The organism is Zoogloea sp. (genome assembly GCF_017302315.1).
Classification (GTDB): domain Bacteria; phylum Pseudomonadota; class Gammaproteobacteria; order Burkholderiales; family Rhodocyclaceae; genus Zoogloea.
Genome location: NZ_JAFLDT010000065.1, coordinates 1 through 23056 on the forward strand (window position 1 = coordinate 1; position 23056 = coordinate 23056).

Sequence of the window (23056 nt, forward strand, 5' to 3'; positions counted from 1 at the left end):
TTCAATTTCTTCGTGGCTTCTGGTATAAACCAGTTACCCCTCAGAACCGAGTACCCACACCTATCGGTTGTTCATCTTTTTAAAGAACGGCTGCCACAGCAGCGAAGAGGTGCGCATTATACAGAGCTTCAAAACCCTGTCAAGTACCTTGTTTCGAAAACCGCTTAACCACCGAAACAAACCACTTGGCGCAAGCATCGCAACACCTCCCGCGACACCCCCTCCACCACTTCGACCCACACTCACTGTGTGCGCCGCAGCGAAGAGAGGCCGAATTATAAAGACCAATCACTACGTGTCAACAAGATTAAGAAAATAAATCCTGTTGGCGCGTCGTCTTCAAATACGAAGCGCCCCTGCGTTGCCGCCAACCCAACCTGCCAGCGCATCAGGATGCATCGGCCGCCCGTAGAGAAATCCCTGCATCTCAGAGCATCCCATTTCCTCAAGCAGGCGTGATTGCTCCACGGTTTCCACTCCCTCGGCAATCACGTCGAGCCCCAGACTTTTCGCAAGTTTGACGATGATCCGGGCGATGCAGTCCTGTGAAGTGGCAGGCGTGAGCTCCCGAACGAAGGCGCGATCAATCTTGATCCGATCAAAAGGCAGGCGGTTAAGGCTGCCCAGGGAAGAAAATCCGCAACCGAAATCATCCACGGCCACCCGCAGACCCAGCGCTTTCAGCTCGTGGAGCTGACGTGCGACCGAATCGGGATCTTCCATCGCAACCGATTCGGTGATCTCGAGTTCCAGTCGGGCAGGATCGACACCGGAGCTCTCGATTGCCGCCGATATCTTGGCAACAAAGTCGACCTCCCGGAACTGGGCTGCCGAGATGTTGATGCCAACCCGAAACGGGGGCAGACCGCTGCGATCCCATCGGACGATCTGCCTGCACGCCTCTGCAAACACCCAGTCACCGATTTCGACAATCAGCCCAGTGTACTCGGCCAGGGGGATGAACACATCCGGCGCAACGCTCTCACCCTGGGGCTTGATCCATCGGATCAGCGCCTCGCAGCCCACAATGCGCCCGTTTGTCGGGAGCACCTGGGGCTGATAGTGCAGTTCAAGGCCCTTACCCGTATTGAGGGCGGAGCGCAGCTCATTGAGCAATTGCACGCGGCTCTGGGTACTCGACTCCATCTCCGAGCTGAAGAACCGCCAGTGCTGATCGCCCTCCAGCTTGGCATGGCTCAGAGCCAGATTGGCACGCTTGAGGAGTTCCACTGCGCCACCGGGTGCCATGACTGCTTGGGCAAAGCCGGCACGGGCGCGCATGGGTACGGCATGACCACGCACAAGGAAGGGTGCCGAAAAGACATCCAGCACCGCCGACACCCCCTCGTCCTCGTCCGGTCTCCAGCAGATCCCGAACGCATCTCCGGCGATGCGTGCCACGAGAGCCTCGCGACCCAGTCGTGCCTTGAGACGACGGGTCACCTCAATGAGCAGCAGATCACCACTACGATGGCCAAGCGCATCGTTAAGCTCGGAGAATCGGACGATGTCGATGATTCCGACTGTCCATCCCGACTCCGCAAAACCGGCCAGGCCCTCATCCATGCGATCGAGGAAGCGCGTCCGGTTGGGGAGCCGGGTCAGGGGATCATAGTAAGCATAAAAGTGCAGACGTTCGAACAGCACCACGTTCTCGAAGCCCACGCGGAGGTTGGAACACAGGATCTCGATTAGCTGTCGCACGAGGGGCCGGATCTCACCCCCCGGATGCTGCAGGCAAACAAGGGCTTCCTTGCCGTGAGCTCTGCCAAGATAGAGGCAAGTGCCCCCCTCCCCGAAGACGTGCGCTTGTGCCGCGCGCGCCTTCCTGAGCAAGGACACCAGCGGAAACTGAACGAGGCCGTCAAAGCCTTCACCGGCGAGCGCCGCGTGGGCGCCGGTTGCCGCCAGGATGCCACTTGCCTCCGGATCGCCCTCACAACCTCCGCCCGCCAGCGGACCGCAGAAGACCGCATCGAGCGGGCTCCCGAACAAGCTCTCCAGCTGTCGGAGCGCTGCCTCCGCAAAAGAACGGGAATCGCGGGGAATGAAGAGCTTGCTTCCGCTCTCTGCCAGGGACGCCAGACCATTCCGGGCCTCGGTAAGCCCCGTGATCTGTTCGAAGGCGCGGATGGCGGAGGTGAGCGTGGTCATCAGCCGCGTATGCGTCAGTTCGGACTTGGTGCGGTAGTCGTTGATGTCGTAATCGCGGATCACGCTCATCTCGGGCGCGTATCCCGGCTGACCGGTACGCAGGATGATCCGCGTCTCCATCAGGCCAAGCTCGCCACGAATCCGCCGCACCAGCTCAAGGCCGGCATCGTGACTCTCCATCACGACATCCAGAAATATCACCGCCACGCCGGCCGTACGCCGCAGGAACACCATGGCCTCTTCCGCGGAATTGGCGTGGAACAGATCCAGCGACCTTCCGCACACGTGCTGCCCCTTCAGCGCAAACACCGTGGCCTGATGCACCTCCGGGTCATCGTCCACAATGAGAACCTTCCACGCCACACCGGCTGGGGGCACGGGCTGGCGGGCATCTTCCTCTAGAAATGCGACCAACTCATCTTGGGCGGTGCTGACCAACATATTCATCAAGGCGATATTCCAGAATCGAATGGCGGGCCGGCTTTCCGAGATCAGAACCTGCTTACGGCACAATCAGGCCCGGGCTTTAACCGTCAGCCGCAATCGCCCGGCCGCCCACCCCCATGCGGGGGTAGGCGGTACGCGTTGATTCAGGGGAAGGCCGGGCTCAGCTCGCCCGCGGATCGAAGGCATCGCGGACGGCGTCCGCGAAGAGATTGGCCGCCAGGACCAGGACGAACATGAAGAGGAAGGCCGCCATCAGACTCCACCACACCATGGGCTCCCGCGCGAGCTCCATGCGGGCGGCGTTGATCATGGTGCCGAAGCTCACCGTGCCGGGATCGACACCGATCCCCACATAGGACAGCACCGCCTCGGCCAGCACCAGGCCCGAGAAATCCATCACCAGCGCGATCAGCACCAGGTGCATCAGGTTGGGCAACACGTGCCGGCCCAGGATACGGGCAGTGGACACCCCGAAGGCGCGGGCCGCCTGCACGTACTCCAGCTCCCGCAGCTTCAGGGTTTCACCCCGCAGCAAGCGGCACAGGCCGGTCCAGCTGGTCATGCCGAGGATCAGGCACAAGGCCAGCAAGCGGGCATCGGCCCGCTCGGCGGCTGTCTCGAACCACTGGGGATGGGTGTCGATGACGACCTGCATCATCAGCACCGCGGCGGCAATCAGCAACACGCCGGGGATGGAGTTGAGCACCGTGTAAACGTACTGGATGAGATCATCCACCCACCCCCCCAGGTATCCCGCCATGATCCCCAGCACGACCGCCACGGGCAGGGTCACCAGCGTGGTGAGCGTACCGATGACCAAGGCTGTGCGGATGCTCTTGAGGGTGAGAAAGAGCACATCCTGCCCCACCTTGTCGGTCCCGAACACGTGATACTCGCCCGCCAGCACGGCAACCGGGCCGGCAAACAGGAAGACCAACCCGAGGGTCACCAGCACCGCCCGCCAGGCCAGGCCGCCCTTGCCCCGCCACACCGCCCGCCACGCGGCGCCAAAAGGCACCATGCGGGACATGGCCACCCCCTGCACCAGACAGCCTGCCAGCAGGCACCAGGCGCCGGCCGCCAGGGCCAGGCCCAGACCGATGCGCCCCAGCACATCGCCCGCATGATCCTCCTCCGGATACTGCAGCCCGGCGCCACCGAACTTCAGGCGCGGAAAGGCCCGCTGCTGCGTTCCGTCGGCCTTCTCGATGGTCTGCTTGGCAAAAAGCGCATAGGCCAGGGGGGCCGAGTAGGTTTTCTCGACACGGGTGCGCAAGGGCTCGGCCAGGGCATCGAGGGCACTGCGCACTTCGGTGGACACCGGCCCGCGCCCGTTGGTCACCTGGGCGTCCGGCGCCGGAGGCAGATAAGGTCGGTAATGAAGGCTGTCCAGCAACCCCACCACCAGGAAGAGCAACAAGATGGTCAGGGACGCCATGCCCACCGCACTCTCCCCCACCCGCCGCCAGGCGGCACGCATGGGTTCGCTGCGTCGCGCCCGCCATGCCGCCAGCCCGATGCACGCCATCAGGCCGAACAGCAGCACATCGGTCCACAGGAATACAGGTTGCACGTCCATCAATCCAGCCTCACCCGCGGATCAACCAGGGTATAAGAAAGATCCGTCAGGATCAGCCCGACGATGTAGAGCAGCGAGCCGATGAAGACCATGGCCCGCACAACCGGAAAATCCTGGGCGTTGATCGCATCGATGGTGTAGCTGCCGAGGCCGGGAATGCCGAAGAACGACTCGCTGATCAGGCTGCCCATGAACAGGGACGGGATCACCACCACTACCCCGGTCAGGATGGGGATCATCCCGTTCTTGAGCACATGCCGGAACAGGGCCTGCAGTTCGGACAAACCCTTGGCCCGCGCCGTGCGCACATAGTCCTTGCCGGCCTCCTCCAGAAAGATCGTGCGGTACCAGCGGGCACTGCCGCCAATCCCCGCAATCACCCCGATCAGCACCGGCAGCACCAGAAAGCGCGACGCATCCAGCCCCCCGCCGTAGCCCGAGATGGGCACCAGATGCCAGACCTTGGACACCAACCACTGGCCACCGATGATGTAAAAGAGGCCCGAGATCGACATCATCGCCACGCACAGCACGACCCCCTGGAAATCCAGGTAGGAGCCCCGAAAGAACACCAGCAGCAGGGCAAAGGACACCGTGACGAACAGGCCCAGGATGAAGGTCGGTACGGCAATGGCAAGGGACGGCCCCATGCGCGTGCGGATCTCGGTGGCAATGTCGCGCCCATCGTCGGCCCGACCGAAATCGAAGGCGAACATGCGCAAGGACTTGTCAAAGAAGATGGTGTCGGTAAGGCTGGCCGCCCCTGACGCCGCCCCATTGAAGAGCAGCGGCTTGTCGTAGCCCCGCTCCACCTTCCAGCGCTCGATGGCCTCCGGCGTCACCCGTTTGGCACCCAGCTGCATGCGCGCCATGTCCTCCGGGGTATTGACCACGAAGAACAGGGCAAAGGTAAGCAGATTGACGCCGAGCAGGATGAGCGGCGCGTAGAGCAGTCGTCGGACGATATAGGCAAACATGGGCGCTTATCCTACATGGACAGGCCCCGATGACGAAGCCCCCATAGCAGCCCACATCAGGGTCAGCGGCGGGTGGCGCCCCCGATCAGTCCGCGCACGGCCTCCTGCAGATCGGCCGGCAGCACCACGATCTTGGCGTTGTCGGTGGAGCCCATGCGCTCCAGGGAGGCGATGTACTTTTCGCCCAGCAGAAAGAGCATCGGCGCCGTCTCGGTGCCCACGGCCGCCGTCACCCGGCGGATCGCCTCGGCCGATGCCTCGGCCAGCATCACCTGGGCGTTGGCATCACGCTTCGACGACTCCAGCCGGGCCTCGGCTTCCAGAATCGCCGCCTGCTTGGCCCCTTCGGCCCGGGTCACCACGGCCTTGCGCTCCCGCTCGGCGGAGGCCTGCTGTTCCATGGCCTTCTGCATCGAGTCCGACGGGCGGATGTCCTGGATCTCCACCGACTTCACGGTCAGGCCCCAATCCACCGCCTCATCGGCAATGCTCTCGCGCAGGCGCGCCTTGATCTTGTCCCGGTTCGACAGGGCCTCGTCCAGTTCCATCTCCCCGACGATGGAGCGCAGGGTGGTCATGATCATGTTGCGGATCGCCTCGGAGAAATCGGTGACGCCATACACGGCCTTGACCGGGTCGGTCACCTTCACGAAAGCAATCGCGTTGGTGAGGATCACCGCGTTGTCCCGGGTGATCACCTCCTGCTCCTGCACATCCAGGATGATGTCCTTGGTCACCAGCTTGTAGGCCACCTTGTCCAGGTAGGGAATGATGATGTTGAGGCCCGGCTTGAGCGTCCCAAAATACTTGCCCAGCCGCTCCACGATCCACTCCTCGCCCTGGGGCACGATGCGCACCCCCTTGGCGATGGTCACCACCACGAACACCAGAATCGCCAGCACCACCACCATTGCATCACTCATCGCACACTCCTCGAAGCTGCATCACACCCGGGCAACCTTCAGAAAACTGCCCTCCACCGACACCACCCGCACCCGCTCACCGGCGGCGATCGCCTCATCCACCACGCACTCCCACTCCTCCGACCCCAGCAGGGGCTTCTGGAAACGCACCCGGCCGCGCTCGAAAGGCGCCGCCGCCTTCGCCATCAGGCCGATCTCGCCGATGGTGTCACCGTCCGACTGGCCGATGCGCGTCTTGTGGTCACCCCGCTTGAACACCCGGAACCACAGCACCACCATGCCCAGGGACGCCGCGCACCACAGGGCCAGTTGCAGGGTCATGCCCATGGCCGGCGCCACCAGCAGCAACAGCCCCACCAGCAATGCCCCAAGCCCGAACCAGATGATGAAGAAGGCCGGCACCGCCAGCTCCGCCACCACCAGGGCCACCCCCAGCACAATCCAGTGCCACCATTCCAGCGCCATTCCCTCTCCCTTCGGCTTCCCGTTCAGTGGGCATTGTCCATGCCACCGAATCAACAGACCCGGCCATCCGCCGGAACGTTCCGGCGGCACTTAGTATTTATTTAGGATTCAACAAGCAAAGTATTACGAAACGGGCTGCGGCGCCCCACCTAAGCTGGAGGCATCAAACCACAACGGAGAAACACCATGCCCAGGCCCACCGCCACCGCTGCCATCGCCCTTGTTCTCGGACTGCTGCCCCTGGCCAGCATCGCCGCCGAACCCGACCCGGCCGCCCGCGGCCGCTACCTGCTCGCCATCGGCGGCTGCAACGACTGTCACACCCCGGGCTTCGCCCAGCAGGGCGAGGTCATCCCCGAGCAGGACCGCCTCACCGGCGCAGCCCTCGGCTTCAGCGGCCCCTGGGGCGTCAGCTACCCCTCCAACCTACGTCTGTCCGCCCATCAGGCCGGTGAGGAGGAATGGCTCGGCAAGGCCCGTCGCAATGGCTTGCCACCCATGCCCTGGACTGCCCTGCAGGCCATGAGCCGGGATGATCTGGCCGCCATCTACCGCTACCTGCGCGCCCTCGGCCCCGCCGGAAACCCCGCCCCCGCCGCCCTCGGCCCGGGCCAGGCGCTCCCCACCCCGCCCTTCGTCTTCGTTCCCCAGCCCCCCACCAGTGGCAAGACGAGCCTGCGCTGAACCGCTCCCCGGCGCTCAACCCGCCTCCTCGACATGCAGCGTCACCGGGCGCGTCACATCCAGCCGGAAACGGCCGCGCCCGGCTTTCTCGATGCCCAGCCAGTCGCAGCGGTCACGCAGGCGCCGCTGCAACAGGATCAGGCGCGCCTCGAGATTGTCGGCAACCTCGGGCAAGCCCAGCGCCGGATCCAGACGCAGCTCACGGTTGGAAAACTGGGTTCGCCCGGAACGCTGGTATTCCTGCAGCAATCGCCACAGGATCGCACCCGCAACACCCTTGATCAGGTAGTCGTCGCCCAGGAAGACGCTGCCGTCCCGGGCATAGTGACGCACCCTCACCGCCTCCCCGGCCAGCACGGCAGCCACTGCCGCCTCCTCGGGCTCGGCCTCCGCCCCCTCCACCGTCTCTACACACAGGCAGGCCGCCATGGACAAGCCCAGCGTGGAACCCAGCGCCACCAGCGCATCTTCCAGGTCATAACCAAAGTGGCATTCCCGCTGGCTCTCCACATAGGCCACGGCCACCAGCCGGCGGCCGGCCATGATTGGCACGGCCAGCTGGCTCGCCGGTGCGGGCAGGCCGGGCAGGGGGATGACCGTCTCCAGCCGCTCCGCCAGCCCGCCGGCGGCGGCCTGGTCCCGCAGCATCCGGCTGTAGGCATACTCCGTCGCCGGAAACATGATGCGGATCGGCACCCGCTCCCGCGCCGCCACCCCGATCACGCCCACCCCGAAGGGAATCTCCGCCCCCGCCCCGGACTGGGCATAGCCGCGGCTGGCAACGATGTACAGCCGCCCTGCTGCCTCGTCCGCCATCAACAGCAGCTGATGCTGCAGGTCGAAGTGGCGGGTCAGGCAGGTGCAGAAGCTGTCTATCAGGGCCTCCATGCTCTGGCACGCCGCCAGGGCATCCACGCTGCGGCGCAGCGCAGGCAGCAGGGCCGGCCCCCCCGCCACCGGCGGCGACTCCCGCCCGGGCACGGCCTCTATGCCCTGCACCCGGTAGACGTCGGCCCCCAGCAACCGGAACACGTCACTCATGCCCTCGTGGGATGCAATCCCCGCCAGCTTGGCCTTCATGCGTTCAAACAGGGGGCCCTCGGTTTCCGTCCGCAGGTAACGGATGGTCAGGCGGTAACGGGCCGCGGTGTCCGGGTCCATCATCAGCACCGTGGCCACCGGGTTGGCCACGATGTTCTCCCGGGTCTTGTTGAAGAACTGGAAGGACAGGGCCACATGCTCCGGGTCCACGTACATCAGCTGCGACACGTAGGTGATGTTGGGCATGCCATCCACCCCGCAGGTGGCAATGCCGGAGGGCACGATGCCCTCCAGGCAGGGGCGCAGGCGGTCCAGGCTCAGGGCGCGGCTCATTCGCCCGTCTCCCCGGGCCCCAGGCGTCGGCCGGCCCGCGGGCCGGGGGTCTGGGCGTAGGCTTCGAGCGGCGTGAAGCTCACCGCCACCAGGTCTTCCGGTGCACAGCTCACCAGGGTTCGCACATAGGGTTCGGGCACATCCAGCGGGGCCAGACGCCGGGCGAAGCCGGCCGCGTAGGGCTGCAGGGCCGCCGCATCATCGGGCAGGGGCGGCTCGATGCGCCCGTCCCGCCCCTTGAGCTGCAGGGTCCGGTAGCTCTTGGGCTCATTGAACACCACCGCCACCCGCCCGTTTGCCGCAATGCTCGCCAGCACCGGCGCCGCCTGGGAGCGGGGCATCAGCAGCGTCACCCGGCGCCGGTCCGCCGACACCCGGCACCCCACGCAGCGCACGGCCGTGGCCAGCCCGGCGTCATCAGTCGCCGCCAGCTGCAGCGACACGTGGCTGGTAATGAACTCTGCCAGGGCGGGGTCCAGGGGGTCAGGGGAGGTCATCGGCGGCTCCTGCACGGTCTCACCGGAATCTAGCCCAAAGCCCGCCCCACCGCGAGGGCGGGATGGCCCAATCTGCGCCCCCGGCTCAGCGGAAGCGCACCCCCACCGCCGGATTGCCCGGCAGGCCCTCGTAGACGACGCGCACCGTCATGCCGGCCTTGGGCGGAAGCAGCTTGGTGAAGGAACCCAGGGACAGCCGCGCGCCCCGCGCCAGGGGTGTGCCCGCCGCCGCCAGATCCCGCGCCAGCCAGCTCGCCGCATTGAGGGGGTTGCCCAGGGTGGCGCTGCCCTGGCCCGAATCCAGCACCGCGCCGCTGCCGTCGCTCATCGTCACCGTCATCGCCGCAAAGGCCTCGGCCAGCTCGGGCGTCGCCTTCACCGGCACCGCCCTGCCCACCACCCCGGCCCGCGCGCCCACGTTGATCATGGCCAGCATCGGCCCGCCGAGCTTCGACGGATCCTCCACCATCAGGTCCGGCAGCTCGATGAAGGGGGCGTAGGTCTTGAGCGCCTTCAGGGCCTCCAGCGGCGTCTGCGCCCGGGCCAGGGCCACCGGGTCGGCCACCTCCACCAGCAGGTCGGCCTCCATCACCGGCCGCGCGCCAAAGGCCGCCGGCAGCTCGGCCCCGTCCGGCACCAGCATGCTGGCAAACAACGTGCCGCGCAGGGGCGCATCGTGCTTGAAGCGCTTCTGCACCGCCGGGTTGGTCAAGCCCGCCTTGTAGCCCGCCACCGGGCCAAAGGCCTGCCCCAAAAAGCGCACCACCTTGCCCTGCCCGCACAGCCCGTCCGCCATGCTCATCTCGCCAGCCGGCCGCGGCACCGGCTGCCGGGCCACGATGGCAGAGGCCACGGCGGCGGCTTCCAGGCCGGTGGGGCAGACGGCGTGGGCGATGGAAGGAAGGGCCAGGGCAACGAGGGCGCAAGCGGCAAGGCGGGTCATGGAAGTCTCCGGGTGTGTTGTTGTGGGGCGGCAAGCCCGCTCGCATCTTACTGCGGCCAGGTGAAACGAGCCGAGGCCACGGAAATGACATAATCCGGGCTGGCTCAACCCGCCCCCTCACCACTCCATGTCCGGCATCTTCATCAGCTACCGCCGCGAGCTCAACGCCGGCTGGGCTGGCCGCCTGGCCGCCGATCTGAAACGCGATCTGCCCGACCGGCCGATCTTCCACGACATCGCCTCCATCGAGATCGGCGAAGACTTCGGCATCGCCATCCAACGGGCTCTCGGCCACTGCGCCGTGCTGCTGGTGGTGATCGGCCCCCGCTGGATCGACGCACAACACCCCCACGGCGGACGCCGCCTCGACGACGAAGACGACTGGGTGCGCATCGAGATCCTCACCGGCCTGCAGGGCAACTTGCGTGTCGTCCCCGTGCTCGTGGGCGGTGCGGCCATGCCCAGGGACAAGCAGCTCCCCGATGCGCTCAAACCGCTGGTCCGCCGCAACGCCCACGAGATCACCGACAAACGCTGGGATTTCGATGTGGGCGAGCTGGTCAAGGCGCTTCGACGTGTCTCCACCCATGCTGCTGGCAGGGATGGCGTCGAAGCTCCGTCGCAAATCGGGCACCCCACCGTCGTCGCGGCCCCACCACCCCGCATTCTCGTCGCCCACGATCTGCCGGCCCCCGGCACCGCCTTCCGCCACGGCCCGGACCTCCCCGACCTGGTGGTGGTGCCGGCAGGGCATTTCCTGATGGGCTCGCCGCAAGACGAAAAGGACCGGGATGAAAATGAAGGCCCCTGCCATCCGGTGAGCATCGCCCGCCCTTTCGCCGTCGGCCGTTACCCGGTCACCTTTGCCGAGTGGGATGCCTTTGTCGCAGCAGGTGGCAGCACACACAGGCCGGATGACAAAGGCTGGGGCCGTGGCCGCCAGCCCGTCATCCATGTGAGCTGGGACGACGCCCAGGCCTATGTGGCCTGGCTGCGCGACCGGACCGGCCAGCCCTACCGCCTATTGTCCGAAGCCGAGTGGGAATATGCCGCCCGTGCCGGCAGCCAGACCCGCTACCCCTGGGGCGATGAGCCCGGCAAGGACAAGGCGAACTTCTGGGGCTCGTCGAGCCAGTTCAAGCTGAAGCGGACCGCGCCGGTCGACAGCTTTCCCGCCAATGCCTTCAGCCTCTGCGACATGGTCGGCAATATCCGGGAATGGGTGGAGGATAGCTGGCATGCCAACTACCAGGGCGCCCCCGATGACGGTCGCCCGTGGGACGGGAGCGGGGAAGCAAGGACGGTACGGGGCGGATCCTGGAACAGCCCCTCCTATTGTTGCCGCGCCGCCTGCCGCAACCGGGATGCCCCGAGCACCCGCCAGGACGATCTGGGGTTTCGGGTGTGCTGCGTGCCAATCACTGTCCCCTTCCTGGCCTGAGCCCGCGTGGCTCACCGAGAGGCTTTGGCGAGTTCGATGCCAGCGTGCAGGGCTGGATCAATCCTGTTCGATACGCCGACACCTGGGGCCTACGGGAGCATGTGTTTGGGGGCCTGCGCTTCACGCGGCAGCCGTAGACGCGCGCCGGAATGGCCCCTCCAGACCCAGAGAACAGAGATCAGCGATTCAGAGGTCAGAGGCTCAATCGATGGGGGCGCGCAACACACCCGAAAACCAAGACTACGGTGGCGGGAGGCGGGTTGGATTCTGTTGCGCCAAGCGGCGCGGCAATTGTTCGTGCTACCAACCCAGGAACCGCCACGCACCACCCGTGGGCGGTCGCCTGCATCAGCAAGGCTCTCCGGCTGCTCGTACTCATTGCGGCACCACTCCCAGACATTGCCGGCCATGTCCAGCGCACCGCTCGGCGCCTGCCCGTCAGGGTAGATTCCAACCGGAGCAGTGCGGCCCAGGTAGCAGGGGCCGACGTCAGTCCAGGTTTCGTCGAAGTTCGCCAGCGCCGAACGGAAATCCCCTTCCCAGGGATATTCCCGGCCATCGGTGCCACGCGCCGCCCGCTCCCACTGTTCCTCGGTCGGCAGGCTCACCCGCCAGCCTGCCGAAAGCAAGCCCGCAGTCCTGAGCTGCGCATCCAGCCAGCGGCAGAAGGCCGTGGCTTCGTACCATGAGACCGTCTCGCGGGGGGCATTGGGTTCGGACCACCGCGCGGGGGTCGCCTCGGGCCGCTCTGCCAAGCCAACCCACCACTCATCCTGCCCATAGCCGCCGGCATCGATGAAGGCCTGGAACTGGCGGTAGGTAACGGGGTAGCGGGCGATGCGGAAAGGCGTTTTCAGCGTGCGCTTCTCTTTGGCGTCGCCATACAGAAAGTCCCCCGCTTCGCACGCTTCCCAGACAATGTCCGGCAAGCCATCGGGGCGTAGTCCAACGCCAGGGCGGTCATCCAGGCCAAGACGCCCCCGCGTCAGCCAAAGTTGGGCACGTATGTCGGGCGGCGGACGATACAGGGCGTGATCGCAGGCGCGGAGCAGCGGTGCTTTGAAGTCGTCGTTCAGAGGCCAGCCCTTGGCATGGATGATCTCCAGGCTGTCGGCAAGCACCAGGGCTGGCGCAGGGTTAGCGTTCAGGGCAGCGGGCTCAAGGTAGGGAAGCAGACTTTGCCAAGCGATGACGGCCCGTTCGGCCTTGTCCCGCTCGACGATGGCACAGAACAGGAAACGCAGGGTGCGCCGCCAGGCAGGCGTACCGGCGTAGCGGGCGAGGATGCTCTCGGGCGATTCGCACAAGGTCCGGATGCGCTCGGCGGCCAGGAATTCCTGGAAACTCAGGTGATAGAAGGCCGCGCGCCGGTTGTCGCGGGGCAGAAGCAGGCCGGAGTCGGACAGCAGCAACTCACGCTTGGCGCCCGCATCGGCAGCGCCGGATTCACTGACCCAATCCACCTCCGCCAGCGTGGCGAGGATGCGGTCCACCTCCTCCACCGTCACCTCCGCCTCGGGTGTCTGCCTGGGCGTAGCTGACTCACCCCGGTGCATACCCAGGGCGATGGCGGCCAGCCGGTTGTGGGCCTGATTCCGCTCGTTCTCGGTGTTGCAACGCTTGTAGAGCACCTGTCGCACCACCGCGTCGTAGAGGGCGTAGAAATCCTGGGGCAGACGCCGGCCTTCGTCGTATTTCACGCACAGGGCGGTGAGCAGCATGGGGTTGGCGCGCATCTCGGCCAGATCGTCCCGCTGGGCGAGATGCGTCAATAGCCCGTCGGCCTTGGTCGCGGCATTGGAGGGATCGACGGCATCGAACCAGCGACGTACAAATAGCTGCATGAGCGGGTCCGGCAGTTCGGCAAGCTCAGCCGTTGGCAGGCCAAGCCGGCGCTGATCCTCCCCTTCAAGCCCGTAGGGGCGGCTGGTGAGCAGCAGCCAGTTGCCGGCCTTGCGCCACGCGGGCAAAGCGTCGGCAAGGCCGGTCAGCAGGTTGCGCCGGGGCAGGTCGTCGCCCCGGCTTTCGGGCACTTCGTCAACGCCGTCGAGGATCAGCAGGCAGCGACCCGCCTTGAGTTCAGCCTGGAACACCTCGCCCGTGAGTTCGCCGGGCCGGGTCTTGTCGAGCCACCCGGCGAGGCTCGCTTCCAGTTGCACGCGGGTCCAGCGTCCGCGACCGGCGAGAAACTCCCCATGGCTGGCCCAGTCCCGCAGGCGGATCAGCAGCGGCAGACGCCGGGCGAGCGCATCCGGCAGCGTCTCGGCGAAGTTCTCTTCATCGACAGCGATCTGCCGGTGCGCCGGAACCCGCCCCTCGGCGACCACCAGGGCCAGCCAGCGGCAGAAGGTGGACTTGCCCGAGCCCGCCGCGCCGGGCACGTAGAGCGGGCTGCGCCCCAGATTGTCGAGCAGCAGGAAGGGGCCTTTGTCCAGGTTGACGCCCTTGCGGTTGCCCTTCACGTCCGCGTTCGTCACCGCCGGCACATAGACGTGGCCAAGGCCAAGGTTGCGGCTTTCCTTCAGGTCGAGTCCGAGGAGCTCCACGCTGTCGCACTCGCGGCGCAGCCAGTCGAGGTAGGCCTCACGGATCTGGACTTGCTCGCGCTCACCGGCGGGCATCTCAGCAACTTCCTGCTGGCGCAGGGCCTGCAGGACCGCGGTGGCAAGACTTTCCCGAGTAGTGAAGAACGCCCGGCCGAGTTCGTTGCCTACCCGCTCGCGGAAACGGGCGATGTTTGAGTTGGCGTCCTGACAGTCCTTGTCGCAGTGCTTGAGCGGCCAGCCGAACTCTTCGTCGTCGATGTCGAGCATGAACGCAAGCTTCGGGCGTGTCGTTTCAACCGCCTTGTCATACTCCATCTCGGTGATCGACTTGCCAGCCGGGTTGTCGTCGGCGGGGATATGGCCGTAGCGCAGGGCCACCAGCACCACATACACATCGCAGGCGGCCACATCGGCCAGACATTTGTCGACCGGACGGGTGTCGAACGCAGGGTAGCGCTCCATGCACTCGACGTCGTAGCCGGCCTTCTCGAGCGCGAGCTTCAGATGAGCCCGGTGCTGCACCAGATCGGAAAAGGTGGACGAAACGTAGACCTGTTTGCGGGGCTTGCGGGGTGACATGGCGGCAGCAAGATAAACAATGACGACGGCACAGACTATGCCAGAACGCGCCCCGGGATCCACGCCACCAAGCCCCAAAAACAAAACCGGCCCGTCTTTCGACGGGCCGGCCTTGTTTGCTACTCAGCGCAGGTGCGGGATCACTCGCCCTTGCTATGGGCCGCCAGCTTCAGCCACGTATCCACCACGGTATCCGGGTTGAGGGAGATGGTCTGGATGCCTTCGTCCATCAGCCATTCGGCGAAGTCGGCGTGGTCGGAGGGGCCCTGGCCGCAGATGCCCACGTACTTGCCCAACTTGTTGGCACCGCTGATGGCCATGGACAGCAGCATCTTCACGGCCGGGTCGCGTTCGTCGAAGGCGTGGGCCACCAGGCCGGAGTCGCGGTCCAGGCCCAGGGTGAGCTGGGTCAGGTCGTTGGAGCCGATGGAGAAGCCGTCGAAGTGCTGCAGGAACTGCTCGGCCAGCAGGGCGTTGGAGGGGATCTCGCACATCATGATGAGCTTGAGCTCGTTCTCGCCCTGCTTGAGGCCGTGCTCGGCCAGCAGGTCGACCACGCCCTTGGCTTCGTCCAGGTTGCGCACGAAGGGCACCATCAGTTGCACGTTGGTGAGGCCCAGCTCGTTGCGCACCTTCTTCATGGCGGCGCACTCGAGTTCGAAGCAGTCACGGAAGCTGTGGGAGATGTAGCGGGAGGCGCCACGGAAGCCCAGCATGGGGTTTTCTTCTTCCGGCTCGTAGATCTCGCCGCCCAGCAGCTTGCGGTACTCGTTGGACTTGAAGTCGGACAGGCGCACGATCACGGGCTTCGGGTAGAAGGCCGCGGCGATGGTGGCGACGCCTTCCACCAGCTTCTCGATGAAGAACTGCTTGGGGGTGGCGTAGCCGCGGGAGCGGCGGGTGATCTCGGCGCGCAGGCTGGCCGGCACCTGGCCGATCTCGAGGATGGCCTTGGGGTGGATGCCGATCATGTTGTTGATGACGAACTCCAGGCGGGCCAGGCCGACACCGCCGTTGGGGATCTGGGCGAATTCGAAGGCGAGCTCCGGGTTGCCCACGTTCATCATGATCTTCACCGGGATGTCGGGCAGGTTGCCCATGTCGGTGGTGACGACTTCGAACTCCAGCTTGCCGCGGTACACGTAGCCGGTGTCGCCTTCGGCACAGGACACGGTGACTTCGTCGTTCTCCTCGAGCACTTCGGTGGCGTTGCCGCAGCCGACGATGGCGGGGATGCCCAGCTCACGGGCAATGATGGCGGCGTGGCAGGTGCGGCCGCCGCGGTTGGTGACGATGGCGGAGGCGCGCTTCATCACCGGTTCCCAGTTGGGGTCGGTCATGTCGGTGACGAGCACGTCGCCGGCCTTGACGCGGTCCATCTCGGAGGCGTCCTTGACGACGCGGACCTGGCCGGCGCCGATCTTCTGCCCGATGGCGCGGCCGTGGGTGAGGGACTTGCCGTACTGCTTGAGGCGGTACTTTTCCATCACGTGGCCGGACTGCTGGCTCTTCACGGTTTCCGGGCGGGCCTGGAGGATGTAGAGCTTGCCGTCGTCGCCGCTCTTGCCCCACTCGATGTCCATGGGGCGACCGTAGTGCTGTTCGATGACCAGGGCGTAGCGGCCCAGCTCGAGCACGTCGGCGTCGGTGAGGGAGTACACATTGCGCTCGGCTTCGGCCACGTCGATGGTGCGGGTGGACTTGCCGGCTTCCTTCTTCTCGGCGAAGACCATCTTGATGAGCTTGGAGCCGAGGTTGCGGCGGATCACGGCGGGCTTGCCCTGGGCCAGGGTGGCCTTGTGCACGTAGAACTCGTCGGGGTTCACCGCGCCCTGCACCACGGTTTCGCCGAGGCCGTAGGAAGCGGTGATGAAGACCACGCCGTCGAAGCCGGACTCGGTGTCCATGGTGAACATCACGCCGGAGGCGCCGATGTCGGAGCGGACCATGCGCTGCACGCCGGCAGACAGGGCGACTTCAGCGTGGGTGAAGCCCTTGTGCACGCGGTAGGCGATGGCGCGGTCGTTGTACAGGGACGCGAACACTTCCTTGATGGCGTGGAGGATGTTCTCGTAGCCATGGATGTTCAGGAAGGACTCCTGCTGGCCGGCAAAGGAGGCATCGGGCAGATCTTCGGCGGTGGCGGAGGAGCGCACGGCGAAGCTGCCATCGCCTTCGGCGGTGAGCTTCTCGTAGGCGGCCTTGATGTCGGCTTCGAGGGCCGGCGGGAAGGGGGTGTCCACGATCCACTGACGGATCTGGGCGCCGGTGCGGGCCAGGGCCACCACGTCATCCACGTCAAGGCTCGCGAGGGCGCCGCTGATGCGCTCGGCCAGGCCCTGGTAGGCAAGGAACTCGCGGTAGGCATCGGCCGTGGTGGCGAAGCCGCCGGGTACACGCACGCTGGCGGGTAGCTGGCTGATCATTTCGCCGAGCGAGGCGTTCTTTCCGCCAACCTGCTCCACATCGGACATGCGAAGCTCTTGGAAGGGAATGACGTTACGGGACATGGGGAGTCTTCCTGGGAGAAAAGGGAAAAGGGTTGAAAGCGGTATGTGTATATTTTTGTTGGCGCGTATTGTAAGGCGATTTGCTGCCCTGCCGCATGCAGGGTTTATCCTAACGCGCCGGGCTTTTCGGGGCCTGCCGATTCGATCACGGACACCTTCCGGGGCAGGTTCGCCGGGTGGGGCCAGCCTGTTGGCGGCCACATCGCCGGAATGGGATAAGATGCGACGTCGGCCCTGCTGCTTGGGGCCTGCGCTCATGTCCTTTCCCCTGTTGGCACTTCCATGACCCAGACCCGCCCCGTTTTCTTCATCTCCGACGGCACTGGCATCACCGCCGAGACCCTTGGTCACAGTCTTCTTGCCCAGTTTCCGGAAACCCGCTTCCGCCACCACCGAGTGCCCTTCGTGGACACCCCCGACAAGGCCCACGACTGCGCCCTGCGCATCAAGGATGCAGCGGTCGAAAGCGGAACCCGGCCGATCGTCTTCAACACCCTGGTGGACCCTGCCGCCGTTGCCGCCCTGCGGGTGGCCGACGCGCTCTTCCTGGATCTGTTCGAGAAGTTCATCGAGCCCCTGGAGAGCGAGCTGGGCCAGCGCTCCACCCACACGGCCGGGCGCTTCCACGGGATTGCCGAAAGCCAGGACTACAAGCGGCGCATCGAGGCCATCAACTTCACCCTGGCCCACGATGACGGCGTCTCCCATGCCGACCTCGAAGAGGCCGACGTGATTCTGGTGGGGGTGAGCCGATCCGGCAAGACGCCGACCAGCCTGTACTTGGCCATGCAGTTCGGCATCAAGGCGGCCAACTACCCGCTGATCCCCGAAGACTTCGAGCGCAACAAGCTGCCGGTCGAGCTGACCCGTCACCGCAGCAAGCTCTTCGGCCTCACCATCGGCCCCGACCGCCTGTCCCAGATCCGCCAGGAGCGCCGCCCCAACAGCCGCTACGCCTCCCTCGACAATTGCCTGTCGGAGATCGAGGCGGCCCAGCGCATGATGAAGCGCGAAGGCATCAAGTGGCTCGATTCCACCGCCAAGTCCATCGAAGAGATCTCCACCATCATCCTGCAGGAAGTCCGGCTCGACCCCGCTTCGTACTGAAGCGGGAATCACCGGCCTGCCTGCCTTGTCCAATTCCAACCAACAAGGAGAGCCCCGATGAAACGCAACCGACTCGGGCGTCGCGGAGGACTGCCGCGCGACGCCGAACATCTCCTGTGGCTCGCCAACGGCCTGGCCGACTCCAGCAGCCGCGCCGAGGATCACTTCTGGGACCAGCGCCTGGCCGACGCCGTGGACGGCCTGCTGCGGTCCGAGGATGAGGAAGCCCTCACCACCGCCCTGGACCACCTCAGCTCCGCCACATCCAGCGTGCACGCCTATGACGAACTCGCCGACATGATCGAGTCGCGGGCCGAGGGCGCCCTCAAGTCAGACGACCAGCACGACGTGCTGCTGATCACCGCGCCGGTGATGGCCTGGTCGCGCTACCGCATTCCGGCTGCGCCCATTTCGGGGGCGGTGATGGCCAACCTGCGGGTGCATCTCAAGGCCCACGTGCTGGCCACGGGTGTGAAGCTGGCCCTCGCCGACTTCCTGTTCAGCCCCGACCAGCTTCCCCAGGGTTACTGCGCCACGGCGGATTTCGCCACCCACCTGGGCAAGGCCGCCGAAGCCGACACCGATCTGCACATCAAGACCGACAACCTGCCGGAAACAGCCCAATTCCTGTCCGACAACCGCTACCTGCTGGGTGCGGTGGTGGTGCCCAAGGGCGCCCCCATCTTCCGCTGGCAGGAAGAAGACTGCAGCCGCGACCAGGCCCTGGAGCAATGGCGCGCCCAGGGTGGTGCCTGCGTGGCCCCCCTGCTCACCGGCTGCGCCTTCGAGGTGGTGCTGCCCAACGCCTATTTTGCGGCCAGCCGCGAAGCCGACAAGGCCTCCCGCCCCTACTCCATTCAGGCTTCGGTGGCCTTCCTGAGCACCACCCTGGACACCCCGGCAGCCGGGGTCCGGGCCGTGGTGGCCCCCTTCTTCGAGCGCCAGGTGGAGGAGTTCCGCATCGGCTTCACCCTGAGCGGCCAGAGCGAGGTGGTGCACGGCGTGGTGTGGCCCCTGCTCGGCGCCGAAGACGAGAGCAGCGAAACCCTCGGCCAGATCGAGGCCACCCTGCAGGCCTGCGGCATCACCGACATCCTGGTTCTCGACAACGAGTTTCCGATGGAATACTGCGACGACTGCGGCGCGCCCATGTATCCCTCGCCCGAGGGTGAGGCGGTGCACGCCGAACTGCCGGAAGAGCAGGCCGAGCAGATGCCCAAGCATCTGCACTGAGCACCTGCACCCATGCAATCGGGTGGGTCTACCCCCGCCCGATTGCCCCGGACGCCATCAGCCACCCAACCGGAGAACCGCCATGCCCCGCAAGATCCAGAAAAGCGACGCCGAATGGCGCGCCCTGCTGACCCCCGAGGAATACGCCGTGACCCGCCAGAAGGGCACCGAACGCGCCTTCACCGGGCGCTACTGGGATTGTTCCGAGCCGGGCAAGTATGTGTGCTCGTGCTGCGGCGCCGATCTGTTCTCGTCGGCCCACAAGTTCGACTCGGGCTGCGGCTGGCCCAGCTTTCACAGTGCGGCGGCCCCCGAGAATGTGGAGGAGGCCGAAGACCGCAGCCACTTCATGGTGCGCACCGAAGTGCTGTGCCGGGAATGCGGCGCCCACTTGGGCCACGTCTTCGAGGATGGCCCGGCCCCCACCGGGCTGCGTTATTGCATCAACTCGGTGTCGGTCAAACTGCAGCAGGATGAATGACTAGCGCCGCATCGCGGCGTAGGTCTGGGACATGAAGTCGCGGCGGTAGAGCACCAGCACGATCAGGGTGGTCACCGCCACGAAGACCCAGGGCTGGACAAACCAGAACACCGCGGCCAGCCCGAAGTAATAGGCCCGGATGCCCCGGTTGAACTCGTCACCGGCGAGGGAATTGATTCGCGCGAAGCGCTCGGCATCGGCCTCGGTGCCCTCCCCCGGCAGGGGCGCGGCGCCGATCAGGATGGACAGCATGTTGAACTGGCGCAGCGCCCATGTGAACTTGAAGTAAGCCACCACGAACACCAGCAGCAACAGGATCAGCTTGACCTCCCACACCTCCCGCGAGACGTGGCGGGCAAAGGGCAAATCCGACGCGGCGTCGATGAGCTTGTCCATGGTGCCCAGCAGGGCCAGCAGGCCGGCGATCACGTAGATGGTGGTGTTGGCGTAGAAGGACACGTTCTGCATCAGGTTGCCGATCAGCGCCGCGTCCGCCACCCGCACCTCGCGCCGCAGCATCTGCCGCCCCCACTCCTCGCGGAACCAGTGGCTGGCGCCGAGCAGGCCACGCATGGAGCCGCCCGGGCCGTGCTCCACCACCCAGCCATAGCCGAACCAGCAGGCCAGGAACCAGGTGAGGGCGAGCCAATCCACCGCCGTGAAGGCGGTCAGCCACGCACCCTGCATCAATCCGCCTCCAGCAGGAAGTCACAAATCGGCGCGATCTGTGCCGGCTCCATCAGCATCGGCGCGTGCCCCACCTCCGGCACCTCCACCAGCCGCGCGCGCGGGCCCCGTGCGCCCATCTCCAGCGCGGTCTCGTGGAGCAACAGGTCGGACTCGGCCCCCCGCACCACCAGGGTCGGGCAGACGATGGCGTCATACACCGACCACAGATCCACATCCGCGACGAGGGGCGACTTGCGGAAGGGTTCGGCGATGCCGGGGTCGTAGCGCATCACCCAGCCCCCTTCCGCCTCGCGGATGGAGAACTCGGTAAGGTGCCGCCACTGGGCATCGCTGAGACGCCCGAAGGGCACGCTGACCTCGCGGATGTAGGCCTCGGCCGCCTCGCGGCTGGGAAACACCGGTGCCTGACCCACATACTGGCCGATACGCTGGATGGAGCTGAGGGTGACCAGCGGCCCCACGTCGTTGAGCACCAGTCGGCGGATCGGGGTATCGGGCAGGCTGGCCAGCAGCATGCCGATCAGGCCGCCCATGGAAGTGCCGACCCAATCCACGCTCTCGGCATCCAGCCGGGCGATCAGGGTCACCATGTCGGCCACGTAAGTGGGTAGCTGGTAGTCGTCCTTCACGGGCAGCCAGGCGCTGCACCCGCGCCCCACCACGTCGGGGCAGACCACCCGGTAGTGGGACGCCAGGGTACGGGCCAGGTCATCGAAATCCCGGCCATTGCGGGTCAGGCCGTGCACACACAGGAGCACCCGGGGATTGGCCGGGTCACCCCACTCGGTATAGGCCATGCGGTGCAGGCCATGGGGCCCGATGCACCGCACACTGTGCTGGCGGGGCTCGACCGGCTGGCTGCCGGCAGGAGGCACCGGCACGCCGGAAACAAGCTGGCGAAGATTGGCAAGTAGGCTCATGGTCGAACGCGGGGGTGAACGTGGGACAAGGATAGCATCGTCACCCGGCACCGCCTTCAACGCCCATGCCAGTAGCGGGGTTGGCGATCCCGTTCGCCCTCGGGCTGGAGCTCGGCTGCGCCGAGCTGGAAGCGCACCGCCCCGGCGGCATCCGTGCGCAGCAGGCCGGCCCCGCTGGCATGCCAGCGTGCCCACACCGCCGGGTTGGGATGCCGGAAGCGGTTGCGGTAGCCCACCGGGAAGATCACCCAGCGCGGTGCGGTGGCGGCGATGAAGGCCGGGGTGGACGAAGTGCGGCTGCCATGGTGGGGGGCCACCAACACATCGCTGGCCAGGGCACCCGCGCTCCGCTGCAGCAGGCTTGCCTCGGACTCGGCCTCGATGTCCGAAGTCAACAGCAGGCGGCGGCCGGCGGCCTCCACCCGCAGCACACAGGCCTGGTCATTGGGGCGGACTGCCGTCGCGCCGACAGCAGGATGCAGCATGGCGAAGCGCACCCCGTCCCACTCCCAGGCCTGGCCCGCTACGCAGGGGGTGTCCCGCGGGCCGGCGATCAGACGAACCGGGTGATTCTCCGGCAGGGAGCTGTGCACCCGTTCCACCGCGATCCCCTCCAGTACGGCTTCGGCACCACCGGCGTGGTCATTGTCCTGATGGGTGACGACCAGGGCGTGCAGGCGGCGCACGCCGGCCGCCCGCAGGTAGGGAAGCAGGATGCGTTCGCCACTGTTGGCGTCCGCCGAAAAGGCCGGCCCGGTGTCGTAGATCAGGTCGTGGGCGGCCGTCTGGACATGCACCGCCAGGCCCTGCCCCACGTCCAGCACGGTCACCCGGGCCTCGCCGGCGGGCGGGCGCGGCGGCGTCCACAGCACCAGCGGCAGCAGGGTGGCAAGGCCTACCCAGCGGGCCGGCGTACCCCGTGGCAGCAGCGCCCACAGGCATCCCAGGGTCGCCAGCGCGGCCAGCTCGGGGGGCGGCGCGGCCTGGTGCCAGGCCGCCCAGGGCAAGTCACCGAGCCAGCCCACCGGCAACATGGTCAGGGCGAAGGCCCCGTGGGCCAGATCGGCAAACATCTGCACCGGCACAATCGCAAAGAGCAGCGCCAGCGGCGTGACGACAAAACTCACCAGGGGAATCGCGATGGCGTTGGCCAGGGGCGAAACCAGCGAAAACTGCTGGAACAGCACCAGCAATGCGGGGATCAGGCCGAGGGTGACCGCCCACTGGGTGCGCACCGCGGCGTGCAGCCATCCCTCCCGGCCGATCCGTCCACTCCCGACCAGGAACAGCAGGGCCACCGCACCGAAGGACAACCAGAAGCCCGCCGCCGTCACCGCCCAGGGGTCGAGCAGCAGGACCACCATCAGCGCCAGGGCAAGAACGCGGCTGGGCGCGGTCTCGAGGCGCAGCACCAGGGCGAGGGCCACGCAAGCGAGCATGTAGAGGGTTCGCTGGGCGGGCACCCCCCAACCGGCCAGCAGGCAGTACACCAGCGCCGCTGCGAAA

At 66.3% G+C, this 23056-nt stretch carries 18 protein-coding genes; 5 read left to right on the forward strand and 13 right to left on the reverse strand.

Annotated elements, in window-relative coordinates; all coding sequences use genetic code 11:
• Positions 1-339: 339 nt before the first annotated feature.
• The 5 genes from J0L98_RS16350 to J0L98_RS16370 all read right to left on the reverse strand — a co-directional run bounded on the left by J0L98_RS16350 (position 340) and on the right by J0L98_RS16370 (position 6545).
• A complete protein-coding gene (locus tag J0L98_RS16350; protein WP_296412882.1) occupies positions 340-2601 on the reverse strand; it encodes an EAL domain-containing protein in 2262 nt (753 codons plus the stop codon).
• Positions 2602-2761: 160 nt separating this feature from the next.
• The gene (locus J0L98_RS16355) at positions 2762-4180 is read right to left on the reverse strand and encodes an ABC transporter permease (protein ID WP_296412883.1); all 1419 of its coding nucleotides are present in this window, start codon (positions 4178-4180) and stop codon (positions 2762-2764) included.
• Positions 4180-5157: an ABC transporter permease gene (locus J0L98_RS16360; protein WP_296412885.1), complete on the reverse strand. Its 978-nt coding sequence runs from the start codon at positions 5155-5157 to the stop codon at positions 4180-4182. The genes J0L98_RS16355 and J0L98_RS16360 overlap by 1 nt, the downstream gene beginning before the upstream one ends.
• A 62-nt stretch (positions 5158-5219) precedes the next feature.
• Positions 5220-6080: an SPFH domain-containing protein gene (locus J0L98_RS16365; RefSeq protein WP_296412886.1), complete on the reverse strand. Its 861-nt coding sequence runs from the start codon at positions 6078-6080 to the stop codon at positions 5220-5222.
• A 21-nt stretch (positions 6081-6101) separates the two neighbouring features.
• The gene (locus J0L98_RS16370) at positions 6102-6545 is read right to left on the reverse strand and encodes an NfeD family protein (protein ID WP_296412887.1); all 444 of its coding nucleotides are present in this window, start codon (positions 6543-6545) and stop codon (positions 6102-6104) included.
• 186 nt (positions 6546-6731) lie between these two features.
• Between J0L98_RS16370 and J0L98_RS16375 the strand changes: the two genes are divergently transcribed.
• Entirely contained in the window at positions 6732-7229 is a 498-nt protein-coding gene (locus tag J0L98_RS16375) for a c-type cytochrome (protein ID WP_296412888.1), read from the forward strand.
• 15 nt (positions 7230-7244) lie between these two features.
• Here the strand turns inward: J0L98_RS16375 and J0L98_RS16380 are convergent, their stop codons facing one another.
• From J0L98_RS16380 to J0L98_RS16390, 3 genes are all read right to left on the reverse strand, one after another.
• Positions 7245-8603, reverse strand: coding sequence for a pyridoxamine 5'-phosphate oxidase family protein (locus J0L98_RS16380; protein ID WP_296412889.1), 1359 nt, complete (start codon positions 8601-8603; stop codon positions 7245-7247).
• The gene (locus J0L98_RS16385) at positions 8600-9100 is read right to left on the reverse strand and encodes a pyridoxamine 5'-phosphate oxidase family protein (RefSeq protein ID WP_296412890.1); all 501 of its coding nucleotides are present in this window, start codon (positions 9098-9100) and stop codon (positions 8600-8602) included. The genes J0L98_RS16380 and J0L98_RS16385 overlap by 4 nt, the downstream gene beginning before the upstream one ends.
• Before the next feature lie 85 nt (positions 9101-9185).
• A complete protein-coding gene (locus J0L98_RS16390) occupies positions 9186-10043 on the reverse strand; it encodes a hypothetical protein (protein ID WP_296412893.1) in 858 nt (285 codons plus the stop codon).
• A 127-nt stretch (positions 10044-10170) separates the two neighbouring features.
• Here J0L98_RS16390 and J0L98_RS16395 point away from each other — a divergent pair, with 127 nt between their 5' ends.
• Positions 10171-11484: an SUMF1/EgtB/PvdO family nonheme iron enzyme gene (locus tag J0L98_RS16395; protein ID WP_296412894.1), complete on the forward strand. Its 1314-nt coding sequence runs from the start codon at positions 10171-10173 to the stop codon at positions 11482-11484.
• An 89-nt stretch (positions 11485-11573) separates the two neighbouring features.
• Here J0L98_RS16395 and J0L98_RS16400 read toward each other — a convergent pair whose 3' ends face one another.
• A complete protein-coding gene (locus J0L98_RS16400; protein WP_296412896.1) occupies positions 11574-14609 on the reverse strand; it encodes an SUMF1/EgtB/PvdO family nonheme iron enzyme in 3036 nt (1011 codons plus the stop codon).
• A gap of 140 nt (positions 14610-14749) precedes the next feature.
• A complete protein-coding gene (ppsA, locus tag J0L98_RS16405) occupies positions 14750-17119 on the reverse strand; it encodes a phosphoenolpyruvate synthase (protein WP_296412898.1) in 2370 nt (789 codons plus the stop codon).
• A 282-nt stretch (positions 17120-17401) separates the two neighbouring features.
• On the opposite strand from ppsA, the gene J0L98_RS16410 reads away from it, so the two are divergent.
• The 3 genes from J0L98_RS16410 (at position 17402) to msrB (ending at position 19940) form a co-directional block, all read left to right on the forward strand.
• The gene (locus tag J0L98_RS16410) at positions 17402-18226 is read left to right on the forward strand and encodes a pyruvate, water dikinase regulatory protein (RefSeq protein ID WP_296412900.1); all 825 of its coding nucleotides are present in this window, start codon (positions 17402-17404) and stop codon (positions 18224-18226) included.
• 57 nt (positions 18227-18283) lie between these two features.
• Positions 18284-19459, forward strand: a complete 1176-nt coding sequence (locus tag J0L98_RS16415) for a DUF2863 family protein (RefSeq protein WP_296412901.1) — start codon at positions 18284-18286, stop codon at positions 19457-19459.
• A gap of 82 nt (positions 19460-19541) precedes the next feature.
• Positions 19542-19940, forward strand: coding sequence for a peptide-methionine (R)-S-oxide reductase MsrB (msrB, locus tag J0L98_RS16420; protein ID WP_296401954.1), 399 nt, complete (start codon positions 19542-19544; stop codon positions 19938-19940).
• Here msrB and J0L98_RS16425 read toward each other — a convergent pair whose 3' ends face one another.
• The 3 genes from J0L98_RS16425 to J0L98_RS16435 all read right to left on the reverse strand — a co-directional run.
• Entirely contained in the window at positions 19941-20627 is a 687-nt protein-coding gene (locus J0L98_RS16425; RefSeq protein ID WP_296412902.1) for a DUF599 domain-containing protein, read from the reverse strand.
• On the reverse strand, positions 20627-21550 hold the full coding sequence (locus J0L98_RS16430; protein WP_296412903.1) for an alpha/beta hydrolase: 924 nt from the start codon (positions 21548-21550) through the stop codon (positions 20627-20629). Before J0L98_RS16430 ends, J0L98_RS16425 begins: the two co-directional genes overlap by 1 nt.
• Positions 21551-21606: 56 nt before the next feature.
• A partial coding sequence (locus J0L98_RS16435) for a DNA internalization-related competence protein ComEC/Rec2 (RefSeq protein WP_296412904.1) occupies positions 21607-23056 on the reverse strand: 1450 nt, incomplete at its 5' end.